The organism is Segeticoccus rhizosphaerae, assembly GCF_005222685.1.
In the GTDB taxonomy this organism is placed as follows: Bacteria; Actinomycetota; Actinomycetes; order Actinomycetales; family Dermatophilaceae; genus Segeticoccus; species Segeticoccus rhizosphaerae.
Genome location: NZ_SWMA01000032.1, coordinates 15,869 through 33,705, shown reverse-complemented (window position 1 = coordinate 33,705; position 17,837 = coordinate 15,869). Strand labels below are relative to the sequence as shown.

Annotated in this window: 17 protein-coding genes; 2 read left to right on the top strand and 15 right to left on the bottom strand. The window is 69.9% G+C overall.

Going from position 1 to position 17,837, the window contains the following annotated elements:
- Positions 1-84: 84 nt before the first annotated feature.
- The 6 genes from FCN22_RS21680 to FCN22_RS17120 form a co-directional block, all read right to left on the bottom strand.
- Positions 85-225 carry a hypothetical protein gene (locus FCN22_RS21680; protein ID WP_162308247.1) on the bottom strand — a complete coding sequence of 47 codons (141 nt, stop codon included), beginning with the start codon at positions 223-225 and terminating at the stop codon, positions 85-87.
- Positions 226-622: 397 nt separating this feature from the next.
- Entirely contained in the window at positions 623-1,648 is a 1,026-nt protein-coding gene (locus tag FCN22_RS17140; protein ID WP_202911651.1) for a CapA family protein, read from the bottom strand.
- 258 nt (positions 1,649-1,906) lie between these two features.
- Entirely contained in the window at positions 1,907-3,583 is a 1,677-nt protein-coding gene (gene mctP, locus FCN22_RS17135) for a monocarboxylate uptake permease MctP (protein ID WP_137122778.1), read from the bottom strand.
- A complete protein-coding gene (locus tag FCN22_RS17130; protein WP_202911650.1) occupies positions 3,580-3,903 on the bottom strand; it encodes a DUF3311 domain-containing protein in 324 nt (107 codons plus the stop codon). Before FCN22_RS17130 ends, mctP begins: the two co-directional genes overlap by 4 nt.
- Positions 3,904-4,065: 162 nt before the next feature.
- Complete coding sequence (sodN, locus tag FCN22_RS17125) at positions 4,066-4,470, bottom strand: superoxide dismutase, Ni (protein ID WP_137122777.1); 405 nt, start codon at positions 4,468-4,470, stop codon at positions 4,066-4,068.
- Between the two features lie 98 nt (positions 4,471-4,568).
- Complete coding sequence (locus FCN22_RS17120) at positions 4,569-4,907, bottom strand: S26 family signal peptidase (RefSeq protein ID WP_202911649.1); 339 nt, start codon at positions 4,905-4,907, stop codon at positions 4,569-4,571.
- 244 nt (positions 4,908-5,151) lie between these two features.
- On the opposite strand from FCN22_RS17120, the gene FCN22_RS17115 reads away from it, so the two are divergent.
- On the top strand, positions 5,152-6,309 hold the full coding sequence (locus tag FCN22_RS17115; protein ID WP_137122776.1) for an NAD(P)-dependent malic enzyme: 1,158 nt from the start codon (positions 5,152-5,154) through the stop codon (positions 6,307-6,309).
- An 85-nt stretch (positions 6,310-6,394) separates the two neighbouring features.
- Positions 6,395-7,366: a zinc-binding dehydrogenase gene (locus FCN22_RS17110; protein WP_137122775.1), complete on the top strand. Its 972-nt coding sequence runs from the start codon at positions 6,395-6,397 to the stop codon at positions 7,364-7,366.
- Positions 7,367-7,386: 20 nt separating this feature from the next.
- On the opposite strand, the gene FCN22_RS17105 is transcribed toward FCN22_RS17110, so the two are convergent.
- From FCN22_RS17105 to FCN22_RS17065, 9 genes are all read right to left on the bottom strand, one after another.
- Positions 7,387-7,848, bottom strand: a complete 462-nt coding sequence (locus tag FCN22_RS17105) for a DUF4878 domain-containing protein (protein ID WP_137122774.1) — start codon at positions 7,846-7,848, stop codon at positions 7,387-7,389.
- Between the two features lie 86 nt (positions 7,849-7,934).
- On the bottom strand, positions 7,935-8,561 hold the full coding sequence (locus FCN22_RS17100) for a PadR family transcriptional regulator (RefSeq protein WP_137122773.1): 627 nt from the start codon (positions 8,559-8,561) through the stop codon (positions 7,935-7,937).
- Positions 8,562-8,564: 3 nt separating this feature from the next.
- Positions 8,565-9,623, bottom strand: a complete 1,059-nt coding sequence (locus tag FCN22_RS17095; RefSeq protein WP_137122772.1) for a DUF4097 family beta strand repeat-containing protein — start codon at positions 9,621-9,623, stop codon at positions 8,565-8,567.
- Between the two features lie 108 nt (positions 9,624-9,731).
- Positions 9,732-10,391 carry a GDSL-type esterase/lipase family protein gene (locus FCN22_RS17090; protein ID WP_137122771.1) on the bottom strand — a complete coding sequence of 220 codons (660 nt, stop codon included), beginning with the start codon at positions 10,389-10,391 and terminating at the stop codon, positions 9,732-9,734.
- A 3-nt stretch (positions 10,392-10,394) separates the two neighbouring features.
- Positions 10,395-10,577 (bottom strand): DUF6104 family protein, encoded by a 183-nt coding sequence (locus FCN22_RS17085; RefSeq protein WP_137122770.1) that lies wholly within the window; start codon positions 10,575-10,577, stop codon positions 10,395-10,397.
- A gap of 42 nt (positions 10,578-10,619) precedes the next feature.
- Entirely contained in the window at positions 10,620-11,741 is a 1,122-nt protein-coding gene (locus tag FCN22_RS17080) for a GNAT family N-acetyltransferase (RefSeq protein ID WP_238384804.1), read from the bottom strand.
- A gap of 154 nt (positions 11,742-11,895) precedes the next feature.
- Positions 11,896-15,780: a multifunctional oxoglutarate decarboxylase/oxoglutarate dehydrogenase thiamine pyrophosphate-binding subunit/dihydrolipoyllysine-residue succinyltransferase subunit gene (locus tag FCN22_RS17075; protein ID WP_137122794.1), complete on the bottom strand. Its 3,885-nt coding sequence runs from the start codon at positions 15,778-15,780 to the stop codon at positions 11,896-11,898.
- Between the two features lie 187 nt (positions 15,781-15,967).
- Positions 15,968-16,768, bottom strand: a complete 801-nt coding sequence (locus FCN22_RS17070; protein WP_137122769.1) for an ABC transporter permease — start codon at positions 16,766-16,768, stop codon at positions 15,968-15,970.
- Positions 16,768-17,772 (bottom strand): ABC transporter ATP-binding protein, encoded by a 1,005-nt coding sequence (locus FCN22_RS17065; protein WP_137122768.1) that lies wholly within the window; start codon positions 17,770-17,772, stop codon positions 16,768-16,770. Before FCN22_RS17065 ends, FCN22_RS17070 begins: the two co-directional genes overlap by 1 nt.
- Positions 17,773-17,837: the final 65 nt, after the last annotated feature.

Here is a 17,837-nt window from a genome sequence, read left to right as displayed (position 1 = left end):
CTCGCCTCGGTAGCTCGTCGGGCGAGGCATCGAAGATCCCAGCGCCAAGGTTCGGAGCACAGCCCTGCCGACGTGCTGGGCGCGTCAGGCGCTGGCTTGGAGGTGGTTGGTCGGGTGGGTGGTGTAGTTCTGGCCGGCTGGTGAGGTCCAGGTGCAGGTGCCGTCGGGGGTCACGGTCAGGTGCCAGCCGGCTTGGTGTTTGGCGCGGTGGTGGTGTTTGCACAAGCAGTGCAGGTTGGCAACGGTGGAGCCGTCGGCGGGGATGACCCCGATGCCGGGGATGAGGCAGCCGGCGGGGTCGGCCCGCAGCCAGGCGGGGTGTCCGCGGTGAGGGGTGCGGCTGGGGTGGTGGTCTCGTCGGCGGGGTGCAGCATCCCTCCGCCCGCGGGGCCCAGCCGGGTGTACCCGGACCCGTCCGGCCCGCCGGCACAGCCACGGTCCACCCCCGCCACCACACCGCCCGCACCGTTATCGGTATCGGTATCGGTGTCGGGAGGGGTCTCGGTGGGCCGGTCGGCCCAGGTGTCGTCGACGGCGAACAGCGGCCCCTCCAGTGCCTTCGCCGCCCCGCAGGAACGAGGCTAATCGTGACTACCGACAGAGCTGGCCAGGGTGCGCGTCCTCAGGGTGAGTGGGGCACCGTGATCGGTCGCAGCCCGTCCTTCTTGGCGCCGAGCGCGTTGACGTAACCGACGGTCCGTTTCCAGGACGCCCGGTAGTCCCTGCGGAGCCAGGCCGGCGTGGACGGATCGTTCAGCGCCTCGGCGACGTCGATGATGTGCAGCGGGGACTGGCCGACGTAGCTCGGTGCATACTCCGCCCGGCTCACGTGCCATCCACCGCCCTTCTTCGGCGAGAACGTGAACCGCGCCAGCACGCCGTCGCGCACGTCGAGCCGGGAGAGGAAGGCCTGTGCCGAGATGTAGTTGCCGAGTCCGTAGGCGATCCACTCGTCGCCGACCTTCTGCCACGGCTGGACCACGTGGACGTGGTGGCCGTAGATGAGGTCGATGTCGGGCGACTTGATCAGCGCCGGGCCGAGCTCGGCCTGCTGCTCGTTGAGCTCGTGCTGGTCCTCCGTGCCCCAGTGCATCGCGAGGATCACCACGTCGGCGCCCTGGGTCTTCGCCTGGTGAGCCTGGGCGAGGATCTTCCTCTTGTCGATGATGTTCTCGGCCCACGGCTTGCCCTCCGGCATCGGGATGCCGTTGGTGCCGTAGGCGTATTCCAGCAGCGCCACCTTGACGCCCTTGACGTCCATGATCAGCGGGGTGGCGGCCTCCTTGGCGCTCCGGGCCGTGCCGGTGTGCTTGATGCCGGCCGCATCCATGTCATCCAGGGTGCGGGTGATGCCCTCGAGACCTTGGTCCAGTGAGTGGTTGGACCCCGTGGTGCACGCGTCGTAGCCGGCGTCCTTGACGCCCCGCAGCACTTGCGGAGGCGAGTTGAAGACCGGATATCCCGAGAACGGGCCGTTCTTGCGACCGAACACCGTCTCCTGGTGGCAGATCGCGAGATCCGCCCCGCTGATGAGTTTTCGCTGCCCGGCGAAGATCGGGTCGTAGTCATAACCCGTCCTGCCCTCCGCTCGGGCGTCCGCCTCGGCCTGGCCCCAGATCTGGTGGTGCTGCAGGATGTCGCCGGTCATCACCACGGTGAAGCTCGGCCGAGCGGCCGTGGTGGGGCTGCCGGTGGACGTGGGCGCTCCCTCGCCGCCAAGGCTCTCCGTGCCGGTCGCACCAGGCGGCTGGCTGCGGGGCGCCGACTGGCCAGCAGCCGGAGAAGCGGAACCGCCCGCGGACGGCGCGCTGGGCGCTCCGTCCGCGGGCGGTTTGTCGGCCGCTGCACTGCACCCCGCAAGGAGCAGTGCAGCGGCCAGGACGCTTGGTGCAAGAAGGCGCATGCCTCAGTGTGCCGGTGTCTCCAACCCGAGCTCCCTCTCGACGCGCGGGTCGTCCGCATCGACGAAGTAGTCGCTCATGACCGTCTGGTCCTGACCGGCCGGCACCTTGGCCAGCCGCAGCACGACCGTGACCACGGCCGCGACGACCACGTTGATCACGAAGGCGGTCAGCGCGATGTAGCCCATCTGACCGATCCCGTTGATTGTTGCCAGCGAGCTGGAGAAGTGGTTGCCGGTGAGAGGGTTGATGTTGTGGTATGCCGTGACGGTGCCGTAGACCATCGCCACCGCCCATCCCGCCAACAGGCCCCAACGGTGGAACCACCGCGTGTAGAGGCCGAAGACGACCGCCGGGAACGTCTGGAGGATCCAGATGCCGCCCAGGAGCTGGAAGTTGATCGCGTTCTGCTTGTCCAGCGTGAGCACGAAGACCAGCGCGAACGCCTTGACCACCAGCGACGCCGCCTTCGACACCTTGGCCTCCTCGGCGTGCGTGGCGTTCGGGCGGAACCACTCGCGATACACGTTGCGGGTGAAGGTGTTCGCCGCGGCGATCGACATGATCGCCGCCGGCACCAGCGCACCGATGGCGATGGCCGCGAAGGCGACGCCGGCGAACCACGATGGGAACATGTCCTCGAACAGCTGCGGCACGACGAGCTGCGCATTGCCCTTGCCGTCGAGCCCGATCGGCTTGGTGCCGGCCGCGATCGCGACCCAACCCAGCAGTGCGAGCAGACCGAGCACGAAGCTGTAGGCCGGCAGGATCGAGGCGTTGCGCCGGATCGTGTTGCGCGACTTGGCCGACAACGTTGCCGTGATCGAGTGCGGATACATGAACAACGCCATCGCCGAACCGAGTGCGAGCGTCCCGTAGGCCCAGTACTGGCTGCTGTTGGGGATGAAGGCGCCGGTGGGCTTCTTGGTGTCGGGGTTGACCGTGTTCATCTTGTCCTGGGCCGCCTGGAAGATGTGGTCCCAGCCGCCCACCTTCGACGGCAGGTAGACCACGGCGACGATGATCACCAGGTAGATCAGCGCGTCCTTGACGAAGGCGATGATCGCCGGTGCCCGCAGGCCGCTCGAGTAGGTGTAGGCCGCGAGCAGCGCGAACGCGATGAACAGGGGCAGGTCCTTGGCGATCAGGCTGCCGGAACCACCGAGGCCCGCGACCTCCAGGACCGCCTGGATTCCCACCAGCTGCAGCGCGATGTAGGGCATCGTCGCGAGCAGCCCGGTGATCGCGATGGCGAGCGAGAGTCCCCGCGAGCCGTGGCGCCCTCGGACGAAGTCGGCCGGTGTCACGTAACCGTGCCGGTGGCTCACCGACCACAGGCGTGACATGAAGATGAAGATGATCGGGTAGAGCACGATCGTGTAGGGGACCGCGAAGAACCCGCTCACCGAGCCCAGCGCGAACATCGCCGCCGGCACCGCCACGAACGTGTATGCCGTGTAGAGGTCGCCACCGAGCAGGAACCAGGTGATCCAGGTGCCGAAGCTGCGGCCGCCGAGCCCCCACTCGTCGAGGGACTCGAGGCTGTCGGCCTTGCGCCAGCGCGCCGCCATGAAGCCCATGACGGTGACGAGCAGGAACAGGATGATCAGGACGGCGAGCGCGACGCCGTTGACGCCGACGTGGTCGTCGGCGGCCGCGAGGGCCGGCGCGACGGCGCTCATCGGACGTTCTCCGGGGTGGGCGCGCCGCCGTCGTCAGGCCGCTCGCCGCGGATCATCGGCCGGTGCGGCCGCGCCTTCTTGACCAGGCGGTAGGCCGTGTAGGTCATGGTCGAGCAGAGCACGACCCAGAGGAACTGGTACCAGATGAAGAACGGGAAGGACCCGAGCTTCGGATCGACTTTGGAATAGCTCCCGACCCACATCAGCGCGGCGATGGGGATCATCAGCAGGAGGCCCGCTAGCGCGAGCAGCCCCTTGTTGGCTGGGGGAGCGGAGTCGGGCGACTGGTGGTAGGACACGGCGAACCTCCGCACAGACACGTGCCGTCCTGGGGTGCCAGGACGGCGCCCTACGAAAGGGCGTCCACGAAAATAGTCCCCAGCGGGCCGCAGCGGTGGGACATTCGACTTCCGAGATCGGTCACGAATGCGCAACGCCCGCCGCCCCAGAGGGGACGGCGGGCGCAGGTGGTGTGTGGTCGGTCAGCTGGCCTTCTTGGTCTCCGCGAAGATCTCGGCGATCTTGTCGATCTTCGCGAGCAGCTCATCCGCCTTCGCGACATCGCTGGTGCCCTTGGTGCCAGCGGCGCCGGCGAGCTTGGTGGCCTCGTTGAAGAGGGTGTGCAGCTCCGGGTACTTCTCGAAGTGGGGAGCCTTGAAGTAGTCGGTCCAAAGCACCCACAGGTGGTGCTTGACCAGTTCGGAGCGCTGCTCCTTGATGATGATCGAGCGGATCTTGAATTCCTGGTCATCGGAGGCGGCGGCCTTCTCGATGATGGCCTTGACCGACTCGGCCTCGATCCGTGCCTGCGCGGGGTCGTAGACACCGCAGGGCAGGTCGCAGTGGGCGCTGACCTCGACCGTGGGGGCGAACAAGCGAGACAACATCTGTGATCCCTTCTGAGGCGACTGCGGTACGCGGTCCAACCTACTCCGGGGGGAATGTGCCCGCGACAGGGGAGGGCCGTCATGCGCGGGCCCGGTGGTCAGGATGCTCGGCGGGTGAGCCACCGGGGCCGAGCGGGGACCCGGCACAGCACCCGGGCCAGCACCTGGTGGGTCGCGATGGTGCCGAAGACGCGGGAGTCCACCCCTTCCCGTGCGTTGTCGCTCACGACCCACCACGCGTCTGCACCGTTGAGGTCGGGCCAGCCGATCCGCTTCACCGCGAGCGGTCTCGGGCCGGCGGGCCCGTCGGGAAGGCGGACGAGGGCCATCCGACCGCGGCGGGGGCGGCCGCCATACAGCACGAGCATCCGATCTCCTTCGTGCAGTGTGGGTTCCATCGAACGGCCGCGCACGACCGCTATTCCGATTCGCCTCACCCGAGCCTCCTTGCAACGAAGCGTGCTCTGGCGAGGGGGGTCGGGGAGTCGCGGCGGGTCATGGCCGGATCCTTGCAGAGAGGCGATCGGCGCCACACTTGCGCGCCGGTCATGTTCATCCGAGCCGTGCTGTGGCACGATCAACGGGCAGCGGCAAACCCCGCGACGTATCGATGTGGCCACACCCCCGGCGCTCCGGTGCAGCAGCTCGTGTGTCCGCCCCCGCGAAGAGGTGTCCTGACCGATGTCCGCACTCCCGCACCCGCCGACGGTCGATCCGACCGACCCGGTTTTCGTCGCCCACCAGGGCGGCAAGATCACCGTCACCCCCACCCAGCAGCTCCGGGACCGGGACGACCTGTCCCTGCTCTACACGCCCGGTGTGGCCAAGGTGTCGAGTGCCATCGCCAAGGACCCTTCGCTCGCGACGCGCTACACCAGCAAGGCCAACACGGTCGCGGTGGTCACCGACGGCACCGCCGTCCTCGGCCTGGGCAACATCGGCCCGCTCGCCGCGCTCCCCGTGATGGAGGGCAAGGCGGTCCTGTTCAAGCACTTCGCCGGCGTCGATGCGGTGCCGATCTGCCTGGAGACCGGCAGCGTCGACGAGCTGGTCGACGCCATCGCGCGGATGGCGGCGCCCTACGGAGGCATCAACCTCGAGGACATCTCGGCACCCCGCTGCTTCGAGATCGAGCGGCGCCTCCAGGACCGGCTGGACATCCCGGTCTTCCACGACGACCAGCACGGCACCGCGATCGTCGCGCTCGCTGCCCTCATCAACGCCGCGCGCGTCGTCGACCGACCCCTGACCGACCTGCGGGTCGTCGTGTCGGGGGCGGGGGCCGCCGGGGTCGCGGTGACCCAGATCCTGCAGGACGCAGGCGTCTCACAGATCGTCGTGTGCGACTCACGCGGCATCATCGAGCCCGGTCGCAGCGACCTGGTGGAGCACAAGCACCGGATCGCCGCCAGCACGAACCCGGGCGGCTTGCGCGGGTCGCTGCGCGACGCGCTCGAGGGCGCCGATGTCTTCGTCGGTGTCTCCGGCGGTCACGTGCCCGAGGAGGACGTCGAGCGGATGGCCCCCGGCGCGATCATCTTCGCGCTCGCCAACCCCACGCCGGAAGTCGATCACGAGGTGGCGCTGCGCCACGCCGCCGTCGTCGCAACGGGTCGCTCCGACCATCCCAACCAGATCAACAACGTGCTGGCCTTCCCGGGCATCTTCCGCGGTGCCCTCGACTCCGGCGCCGAACAGATCACCGAGACGATGAAGGTCGCCGCGGCCCAAGCGATCGCCGGGCTGGTGCACGAGCCGACGCCCACCGAGGTCATCCCGAGCGTCTTCGATGAGCGGGTCGCCCCCGCCGTCGCGCAGGCCATCCGCGACCTCGCCTGAGGTCGCGTCCGTCCCGAACCGTTGCGGCGACTTCGCGCAGACCGCCACGGTGTCCTGAGTCGACGCCGTGGCTAGAGTCGTGACCATGCTTGCCGCCACCGCCGTCAGCCAGTCCGCCACCGATCCGCTGTCCGGCCTGCGGGTCGGGGACCACCCCGACCCCGAGCCGAAGCCGGGCTGGTCGGTGGTGCGGCTGCGAGCCGCCGGGCTCAACCACCACGACGTCTTCTCCTTGCAAGGCGTGGGACTTTCCGCCGACAGGCTGCCCATGGTCCTGGGCTGCGACGGCGCCGGCATCGACGAGGACGGCAACGAGGTGATCGTCCACGCGGTCATCCCCACCCAGGGATGGACCGGCGACGAGACCCTCGACCCGCGGCGCACCCTGCTGTCGGAGCTGCATGACGGGACGATCGCCGAGCAGGTCGCCGTCCCCACGCGCAACCTGGTGCCCAAGCCCGAGGGCCTGGGCTGGGAGCAGGCGGCCTGCCTCTCGACGGCCTGGCTCACGGCATACAAGATGCTCTTCGTGAACTCGGGTGTCACACCCGGCGGCACGGTCCTCGTCCAGGGCGCGGGTGGCGGCGTCGCGACCGCCCTGATCCAGCTCGGCGCGGCGACGGGCTACCGGGTGTGGGCCACGAGCCGCGACGAGGACAAACGGCAGCGTGCGCTCGAGATCGGCGCCGACCGGGTCTTCGCACCGGGCGAGCGGCTCCCTGAGCGCGTCGACGCGGTGCTCGAGTCCGTCGGTGCGGCAACCTGGTCGCACTCGGTCAACTCGCTGGTGCCGGGAGGCACGATCGTGATCTGCGGCGCGACCTCCGGCGACGCCCCGGCCAAGGCCGAGCTGACCAAGATCTTCTTCAAGCAGCTGCGCGTCGTCGGATCGACGATGGGCACCCGCTCGGAGCTGGAGCGGCTGGCCAACCTCGTCGTGGCTCGCGGGATCTCACCGGTGATCGACTCGGCCCTGCCCCTGACCTCGGCACGCGACGGGTTCGCCAAGATGGTGGAGGGTGAGGTCTTCGGCAAGGTCGTCTTCACCGTGGGCTGACGGGGCCGCCCGGGCCGGGCTCAGCCGCCGACGGACGACTTGCTGCTGTCGATGTACCAGGCGTCGTCGATCTTCACCAGGGAGACCGGCTTGTCGTCGCCGCCCTTGGCGTCCTCCGGCAACCCCTCGACCTGATCGGGGCTCACGGTGGCCTTGTCGCCGTCGACCGTGGCCTCCTTGACCGCGATGCCCTTGAAGGTGTCCAGGTCCTCCTTCTTGGCCTGGTCCATCAGCATCGTCATGCCCTTGACGCACTCCTGGAACTTCGTGTCGTCCGACTTCAGCGGCTTGGAGCCGTCCTCGGTGGTCTGCAGCTTGCAGGCGGCCTCGGAGTCCTTGTCGCCCACCGCGTGGAAGTAGCTCTCGATGACGCCGGCCGCCTCGCTGCCGTCATCGCCGCCGCCGCACGCCGACAGCGTGGGGACCGCGACCAACAGGGCGGCCAGGGCGGTGACGGCTCGGGTGCGCGTGCGTGTGCTCATGCTGATGGGTTCCTCCCCCGTGGGTTGCTCCCAGCGGCGGTCGTTCGCAGCGGGCGCCCCAACCCTACCCGTGGTGCCGGGGGTGCTCAGGGTTGCTGCCTGGCCAGCACCTCGCGGATGCGGCGCCCGGCGTCGGTGAGGATGTCGAGCACCTCCTGCCGGGTCCGGTCGTCGACGGTGACGCGGCGCATGGCGTCGCGCACGTCGTACCGGAAGGCGTTGATGGCCGACTCGAGGTCACGTGCCGCGGGGCCGCGCATGCCGGCGTCCGCCGACGGAGGCCGCGGCCTCGTGGGAGGTGCCCCACCTGCCGGAGTCGCGGTGCGCCGGGCCTGCTTGGCCGCCTCCTTGAGCTCGGCGCGCAGGTCGGACGAGCTGACGTGCACCCGTTGGCGCACCTGCTGGGCGAGCTCGCGCACGGTGTGGTCAAGGTCCTGTTGCAGGTCGGCGAGGTCGAACTGGCGCGCCTCGACCTCGGCCCGGCCCGCGTCGGTGATGCGGTAGGTCAGCTTGCGACCCTCACCCTCGGCGCGCTCGACGAGACCTTCCTCCTCCAGCTTGGCCAGCCGAGGGTAGACGGTTCCCGCGCTGGGGGAGTAGAGGCCGTTGAACCGCTCCTCCAGGGCCCGGATCACCTCATAGCCGTGGCGCGGTCCCTCGGACAGCAGCGCCAGCAGGTAGAGGCGCAGCTGTCCGTGGGCGAAGACGGCCATTGCTCAGCCCCCCGACCGGTCGGACGTGGCCGGCGCCGAGCCGTGGGCGGCGGGGTCCGCATCGGCGCGCAGCACGATGACGTCGCCGGAGACGGAGACCGCCCTGATCTGCAGGGCACCGTCACCGTCGCGCAGCCGGCCTCCGCTCCTGGGCGGTGTCGGCGGGTGCGGCGGCCTCGGCGGCTCGGGCGGAGGCGGGGCGGCCCAGCCACCCTTCGCCGCCTGCTTGGCTGCCTTCTTGTGGCCCTTCAGGGCGGTCTTGAGCTCGTCCTTCATGGCGGCCATCTCCTGCTTGAACGCCGCCATCTCCCGCTTGAAGTCCTCCTTCGGGGAGTATGACGTGCCATCGACGATGACCTGCCCGCTCACCGACTGGGCGCGCACGTCGTAGCCCCGGCCCTGCGGCACCCGGACGGTCACGTCGCCCGAGACCGAGTTGGAGCTGATCTTGGCCTCGCCGTCGGCCAGGTCGAGGGCGATGTCACCGCTCACCGTGTTGAGATTGATGTCCTGCAGGTCGCTGGCCAGGACGGTGAGGCAGCCGGAGACCGAGTTGCCGGTGAAGTCGCCCTTCAGCGCGTGGCACTCGATCTCGCCGCTCACCGTGTTGGCGTCGACGTCGCCGATGATGTCGTCGAGCGTCACCACGCCCGAGACGGTGTTGACCTTGGCCTCGTTGCGCACGCCCGTGATGAGGGCGTCGGCACTGACCGTGCTCGCCCTGACCAGCGCGGTGCTGGGGATGGACAGGCTGATGCGGGCCCGCAGGTTGCTGGCGTCCTTGCCGATCTGCAGCAACCCCTCCCACAGGCTGCCGTCGGCCTCCTTGACGTGCGCCACCTTGAGGGTCGAGCCGTCCCAGGTGACCTGCAGCGGCCGTCCGACCACCTCATGCACCTCGAGCCGTGCCGCAGGGGAGTCGTCATGGGTCACCACGTCGAGCCGGCCGCCCACGATGCCGACTCGCAACTGGCGGACGACCTCGTCCTCGCTGCCCACGTCGAGCACCTTGGGCCCGTCGATCTGCCATTCCTGCGCCATGGGGTCCTCCTGCTCGGTCACCGTGGTGAGCGGTCGCCATACCTGCCTGTATGGCGAGGGTCAGGTCACGATATAACGCGATACATCGTGAGTGCAAGCCTGCTGGCGTGGTCCGTCGGTACCGTCCGGTCAGGCATCCAGGCGCAGCCACTGCGGCCATCCGGCGTGCAGCACCAGCCAGGCGATCAGGCCGTAGCCCGCCTGGCCGGGGTGCCGGCCGTCGCCGCTCGCGAGGTCGGACTGCCACTGCTCGTGTCCGACGAGGGGGCGGAAACAGTCGACGAAGATCACTCCGCGCCGGGCGCACACATCTGCCTGCGCCTCGGCCAGCGCCTCGATGCGGGTGTTGAGCTCGTGGTCCTGGGACGGTGGTGGGCCCACCACGAAGGTGGCGATCCCCGTCGCGGCAGCGTCGTCGAGGACGTTGGCGAGGTTGAGCCGCGAGCGCGCGGTCGTCATGCCCGTCTCGAGATCCTCGACACCCATCCCCAACACCAGGCGGCGCTCACTGCGCTTGCTCCAGCGGGGGTTGCACTCGGCCCGCCAGCGCGCGAGGACGTCGGCCGAGGAGTCGCCCCGGACGCCGAGGTTGTAGGCGGTCAGGTCGTTCTCACCGACCGGCGTGCGGGCGACGACGCGCGAGACCCAGCCGAGGGCCTTGGGGTCGCCGTAGCCGGCCACGAACGAGTCGCCCACGAAGACCAGCCCGATGTCGCGCGGGCCGTCCTCGATGTGGAACTCCGCGCTCGGGTTGAACTCGGGGTCCGCGTCGGTGCTGCCGAAGCTCACGTCTTAGTCCTCGTCATCGTCGTCGTCGAGCCGGGCGAGCCATGTGGCCAGGCGCTCGACCGCGGTCTCGAACTCGGGGTTGAGGTCCACGAACAGGCGCAGCTGGTCGGCCACCCACTCCAGGCTGACCGACTCCTCACCCCGGCGCTGGGTCAGCTCCTCGATCCCTCGGTCCGTGAAGTACACACCCGGAGGTTATCGCGCAGCACGTGCTGGGGCGTGCTGCGGTCACGTCAGGATGTCGCGGTGCCAGGACTCCGTCCGGTATGCCGTGTGCCAGCCGAGCGAGCCATAGAGGGCGTCGGCGCGGGTGGGGGAGTCGGCGTCGACCTCGAGGCCGACTCGGTCGCGGCCGCGCTGGGCGGCGTCGGCGATCACCGCGCGCAGCAGCGCCTTGGCCACCCCGCGGCCGCGGGCGCTCGCGAGGACGCCGATGTACTCGATGTAGCTGCCCGCCGGCTGGGGGTCGCCCTCGGGCGACAACCCGCCCGGCACCGTGGTCGCGATGACGGCTCCGGCAGGTCGCCGGCCCGCACCCGGCGAACCGTCCGGCCCGGCGCTGTCGCCGTCGTCGAGCTCGGCGAGCCACCAGTGGTCCCACCGGTGACCGGGGTTCTCGCGCTGGCGGACCACGAACTCCTCGAAGGTCTCCTGGTAGGAGTTGAAGTGGTCGGCGAACGAGCTCTCGAGCACGTCGTGCACCGCCCGCACGTCGTCCAGGTCCGGGAGGCCGTCGGCGCCGAGGCGGGTCCGTCGCACCACCACTCCCGGTCTGGGCGGGGGCATCGCTCCGGGGGCCCCTTCATCCGGCGTGACCTCGCGGGTCATCTGCCACCAGGTGCGCGCCCTGCTGAAGCCGGCGGCCTCGAGCCAGCGTTGCTGCCGGCGGTCCTCGGCGAACGCACCGCTGTCCAGCTGCGTGCCGGCAAGACCGCGGGAACGTGCGATCGTGCGGCCCTGCTCGGCCGCCCAGTCGAAGAGGGCGGCGGCCAGACGGTCCGCCAGGCCTTCGTCCAGCTCGGGATCGACGGTCACGGCCACGAGGCAGCGACCGGCGGCACGGTCGTGCACGCTGGCCCAAGCCCGTGCCGGGTGCTCGCCGAGCTGCAGGGGGCCCTGGTCCGGCGTGGGCTCGGGCTCCCAGACCACGACATGTTCGCGGGGGCGGGCGCCCCAGCCGACCAGCTCGGTCTGCACGGTCGTGCCGGTGGCACTGGGCCGGCCGACGGCCGCCTGCTCCTTGGCGCGCAACAAACGGACCAGGTGGTCGATGTGGTCCAGGGTGGCCGGAGTCGCGGTCCAGCCGTCGGGCAGGTTGAGGACGGGCAGGGGACTTTCTGGCGGGTTCACCCGCGAAAGTCTAGGTGTCCCCGGATGACAGGGCGGGGCCGGACACCTCGGGCCCACGGCATACGGCCGGTGCTCCGTCCGGACCGCTTGCGCCGCCTGCAGAAGCGGTCCGGACGAAGCAAAGCGGTCCGGGATGAGCACCGGCCGGCCGACCTCAGCGGTCGAAGGCCGCCGCCACGAGCGTGTGCTCCTCCAGGGCGTGCTTCTTGCTCGAGCCGCTCGCCGGCGACGCGGAGGCCGGTCGGGCGACGACCCGCAGCGGCCGCTGTTCGCCGTGGTGGGCCAGCAGCTGCGGCAGGTTGAGCGCCATGAAGGGCCACGCCCCCTGGTTGATCGGCTCGTCCTGCGCCCAGACCAGCTCGGCGTTCGGGTAGGCCTTGACCGCCTCGGCGATCTCGGCAGCCGGCACCGGCGCGAGCCGCTCGACCCGGATGATCGCGGTCCTGTCGTCCTTGCGCTTGGTGCGCTCCGCCTCCAACTCGTAGACGGCCTTGCCCGAGGCGAGCAGCACCCGGTCGACCTGCTGGGCGTCGAGCTCGACCCGGTCGGGCAGCACCGGCCGGAACGTGCCCGTCGTGAAGTCGTCCACCGAGCTCGCCGCAGCCTTGAGCCGCAGCATCGACTTCGGGGTGAAGACCACCAGCGGGCGGCGTGGCCGCGCGTAGGCCTGCCTGCGCAGCAGGTGGAAGTAGGACGCCGGCGTCGACGGGTAGGCGATCGTCATGTTGTCCTCGGCGAACAGCTGCGTGAACCGCTCGATGCGGGCCGACGAGTGGTCCGGTCCCTGGCCCTCGTAGCCGTGCGGCAGCAGCAGCACGACGGAGGAGTGCTGGGCCCACTTCTGCTCCGAGGAGGAGATGAACTCGTCGATGATCGTCTGCGCGCCGTTGACGAAGTCGCCGAACTGCGCCTCCCACAGCACGAGCGCGTCCGGGCGCTCGACCGAGTAGCCGTACTCGAAGCCCATCGCGGCGTACTCGGACAGCAGGGAGTCGTAGATCCAGAAGTAGCCCTGGTCGTCGGACAGGTAGCGCAGCGGGGTCCACTCCTCGGCCGTGGACTTGTCGATCAGCACCGCGTGGCGCTGGACGAAGGTGCCGCGGCGCGAGTCCTGCCCGGCGAGACGCACCGGGGTGCCCTCCTTGAGCAGGGTGCCGAAGGCGAGCAGCTCGCCCATCGCCCAGTCGATCCCGCCCTGCTGGGTCATCTGCTCGCGCTTCTCCATCAGCTGCTGCAGCTTGTGGTGCACGGTGAAGCCGTCGGGCGGGTTGACGAAGGCCTTGCCGATCTCGCGCAGCACGGTGGCCGGCACGGCGGTCTCCCGGTGCTGGACGGGAGCCTGGTCGTCGTCGGTCTGGGCCGTGGGCCGCTCCAGGCCGCCGTGCCCCTCCCGGTCCGTGCCCGTGTCGCCCTCGTCGTCGGTCTTGGTGTCGCTCGGCGGAGCGCTCTGCTTCTTGCTCGCCTCCTTGGTCTCCACGAAGACCCGCTCGAGCTGCTGCTGGTAGTCCTTCAGCGCGGCCTCGGCGTCCTCCACGGTGATGTCGCCCCGGCCGATCAGCGACTCGGTGTAGAGCTTGCGGACCGAGCGCTTGGCGTCGATGAGGCTGTACATCAGCGGCTGGGTCATCGAGGGGTCGTCGCCCTCGTTGTGCCCGCGCCGGCGGTAGCAGACCAGGTCGATGACGACGTCCTTGTTGAACTTCTGCCGGAAGTCGTAGGCGAGCTCCGCGACGCGCACGCACGCCTCCGGGTCGTCGCCGTTGACGTGGAAGATGGGCGCCTGCACCATCCGCGCGACGTCGGTGGAGTAGAACGACGAGCGGGATGACGACGGCGAGGTCGTGAACCCGACCTGGTTGTTGACCACCACGTGCACGGTGCCCCCGGTGCGGTAGCCGCGCAGCTGGGACAGGTTGAGCGTCTCGGCGACGACACCCTGACCCGCGAACGCCGCGTCACCGTGCATCAGCACCGGCAGCACCGTGAAGGCCTCGCCCGCGAGGTTGAGACGGTCCTGCTTGGCCCGCACCACGCCCTCGAGGACGGGGTTGACCGCCTCGAGGTGCGACGGGTTGGCCGCAAGGTAGACCTTGGTCGCCTTGCCGGCCTCGGAGGTGAACTCACCCTCGGTGCCGAGGTGGTACTTCACGTCGCCGGAGCCCTGCACGGACTTGGGGTCCTGCGTGCCCTCGAACTCGCGGAAGATCTGGCCGTAGGACTTGCCCGCGATGTTGGCGAGGACGTTGAGGCGGCCGCGGTGCGGCATCCCGATGCAGACCTCCTCCATGTCGTCCTCGGCGGCCCGGCACAGGATCCGGTCGAGGACCGCGATCGCCGACTCGCCGCCCTCGAGGCTGAACCGCTTCTGCCCCACGAACTTGGTCTGCAGGAACGTCTCGAACGCCTCGGCCGCGTTCAGCCGGCGCAGGATCCGCAGCTGTTCGTCGGACGAGGTGCGCGCATAGGGGACCTCCACCTTGGACTGGATCCAGCGGCGCTGGTCGGGGTCCTGGATGTGCATGTACTCGATGCCCACGGTGCGGCAGTAGGAGTCACGCAGGATGCCCAGGATCTTGCGCAGCTTGAGCATCGGCTGGCCGCCGAAACCACCGGTCGCGAACTCGCGGTCGAGGTCCCACAGGGTCAGGCCGTGGGTGGTGACGTCGAGGTCGGGGTGGCGACGCTGGCGGTACTCCAGCGGGTCGGTGTCGGCCATCAGGTGTCCGCGGGCACGGTAGGAGTGGATGAGCTCCTGCACCCGCGCGGTCTTGTTGACGTCGTCGTCGTGGCTGACCGAGATGTCCTGGATCCAGCGGATCGGCTCGTAGGGCAGCCGCAGCGACTCGAAGATCTCGTCGTAGAAGCCGTCGGCGCCCAGCAGCAGCTGGTGGATCACGCGCAGGAAGTCGCCGGAGACGGCGCCCTGGATCACCCGGTGGTCATAGGTCGAGGTCAGCGTGAGGATCTTGCTGACCGCGTTGCGGTTGAGCGTCTCGGTGCTCGCGCCCTGCCACTCGGCGGGATACTCCAGCGCACCGACCCCGATGATCGTGCCCTGGCCCTTCATCAGCCGCGGGACGGAGTGCACCGTGCCGATACCGCCCGGGTTGGTCAGGCTGATCGTGGTGCCGGCGAAGTCGTCGACCCCGAGCTTGTTGTCGCGCGCCTTGCGGACCAGCTCCTCGTAGGCGCTCCAGAAGTGGGTGAAGTCCATCGTCTCCGCGGACTTGATGTTGGGCACCACGAGGGTGCGGCTGCCGTCGGGCTTCTGCAGGTCGATGGCCAGGCCGAAGTTGACGTGGGCAGGCTTGACCAGGGCCGGCTTGCCCTTCGCCTCGCCGAGCGCGTAGTTCATCTCCGGCATGGTCGCCAGGGCCTTGACCATGGCGTAGCCGATGAGGTGGGTGAAACTCACCTTGCCCCCGCGGCCGCGGGAGAGGTGGTTGTTGATGACCACGCGGTTGTCGATGAGCAGCTTGGCGGGCACGGCCCGCACGCTGGTGGCCGTCGGCACCGTGAGGCTGGCGTCCATGTTGGCCACGATGCGGGCCGCGGGACCTCGTAACGGGACGATCTCGGACTCGCTCTGCGGGCCGGCGGCCTTGGGGGCGGGTGCCTCGCGGGGCTTCGGTGGTGCGGCCTCGGCCGGCGTGCTGGGCTTCTTCTCGGCGGGAGCCGCCGGGGCCTTCTGGGCGGACGCCGGCTGCTCCTTCTTGGCGGGTGCCTGCGCCGGCTTCGTGTCGGGCGCCTTCCCGACGGTGCCGGTGGACGACCCCCCGGCCGACTCGGCGGCCCCCCGCTGGCCACCGTCAGCCCTGGCATCGCCGGGCTTCGGGGTGCTGGGCTTCTGGGTGCCGGACTTCGCGGCGGCGGGCTTCTGGCTGTCGGCTCTCGCGGAGGTGCCTCCGTTGGAGGTGCCCGTCTCCGGGTCGTAGGCCGCGAAGAACTCCCACCACGCCTCGTCGACGGAGTTCTTGTCCTTGAGGTACTGCTGGTGGAGCTCGTCCACCAGCCACTCGTTCGGACCGAAAGCCGCCATCGGGTCGTTGCTGGGTGGCTGGGCTGACACGGCGGATGCGCCTCTTTCATTGCGTCTGGGGTCACGGGACCAGTAACACGCCCAGCCTAGCCCCGTGACGTGTCTCTCATGTGCTCGGCTCCGCGTGGTCTTGCCCGTCTTGCGCCCCCACCGCGCGGCAGCGTCTGGAGGACCCTGGTCCGGGCGCTCAGGAGATGTCGCGACGCACGGTCAGGGCGGACCCGATCCCAGCCATCAGGGCGGCGTAGGCCGCCAGCACGAGGGCTCCGGCCCACCACGACAGCTGCTCGGCCTCGCCCCCGCCGTTGTAGCTCTGCAGCACGGCGGTGGTGGCCCGGCTCGGGAGGAACTGGGCCACACCCGCGCCCCAGCTCTGGGTCGACAGCAGCGCGCCGGCGATGGGTTCGACGATCCAGGCCACTCCGATCGCGATGAGCAACGCGGCGACCTGGTTGGGGATCAGGATGCCGGCCCCCAGCCCGATCAGCGCCCACAGGCCGAGCACGAGCAGGATGAGCACCAGCGTGCGGACGATCGAACCGGCGCCCGCGAAGGCCGGCATGCCCCGGACGGACAGCACCGTCGCCCCGACGGCCACCGACCCGATGATGAACACGACGCCGTAGAGGCCGCCGATGCCGAGCAGCGAGATGACCTTGGCCCACATCACCGTGACCCGCCGGGGTGTGGCCAGGAAGGTGCTGGTCATCGTCTTGTGCCGATACTCGGAGCCGATCGTGAGCACCCCGATGGCCAGGGTCAGCAGGTAGCCGACCGAGACGCCCGAGGAGTAGACGTTGACCGCGATCTGGTGGTCGCTCATGGGCGGTATGCCGCCCTGGGCCGGGTCACCGAGACCGGTCCGGCTGGCGAGTGCCCCGAACAGCCCGGCGAAGGCCGCCGCGGCCACGAAGGTGCCGATGGCCATGCCCCACCACAGGCGGGTGGTGAAGAACTTGCGGAACTCCGAGGAGATGGTGGCGACCATCAGCGCATCACCCCTTCCTCGGGCGTCTCGGCGGCGGGGTGGTCGGCCGCACCACCTTCCAGGTTGCGGTTGCGGTTCTCCGGCGAGTCGGTCAGGGCGAAGAACAGCGCCTCGAGGTCGGTCTCGTCCGCACGCAGCTCATGGATCGGCAGCCGCGCCTCGAGAGCGAGGTCGCCGATCCGGGTCAGGTCGTCACCCACCACCTCGAGGCGCTGGCCGTCGAGCGCCCGTGCACTGAGGCCGCCGGCGGCCAGCGCGCGGGCCAGGGCATCGGCGTCGGTGGTGCGCACCATGGCCTTCGGGTCGCCGTGCAGCTCGGCGATCGATCCCTGCCGGACCAACCGGCCGTTGGCAATGATGACGACGTCGTCGACGGTCTGCTCGACCTCCTGGAGCATGTGGCTGGAGACGAGGATCGTCTTGCCCTCGGCGCTGAGGTGACGCAGGAAACCGCGCAGCCACCGGATGCCCTCCGGGTCCAGGCCGTTGGCCGGCTCGTCGAGGATCAGCACGTCGGGGTTGCCGAGAAGCGCCGCGGCCAGGCCCAGCCTCTGGCGCATCCCCATCGAGTAGCCCCCGGCCCGCTTGCGGGCTACCGCCGGGATGCCGACCAGCTCGAGCAGCTCGTCGACGCGCGCGTCGCCGATGCCGGCGCTCGCCGCGAGCACGCGCAGGTGGTCGCGCCCGGTGCGTCCGGGGTGGAAGTTGGTGGCCTCGAGGGCGGCGCCGACGGTCTGCAGCGGACGGGGCAGGTCGGCATACCGCTCACCCCCGATGGTCGCGGTGCCCTTGGTCGACTGGACCAGGCCGAGCAGCATCCGCAGCGTCGTGGTCTTGCCGGCGCCGTTGGGCCCGAGGAACCCGGTGATCCGGCCCGGCGCCACGCTGAAGCTGAGGTCGTCGACGGCCACGAAGCTGCCGAAGCGCTTGGTCAGGCCGGTGATCTCGATGCGGCGGCCCTCGCGACTCGCGGCGACGGGTCGGTCGGTCTCGGCGATGGTCATGACGGTGCCCCGAATGCGGTCATGGACCCATCTCACCATCCTGACGCCGCGTGCGGGCAAGTCCC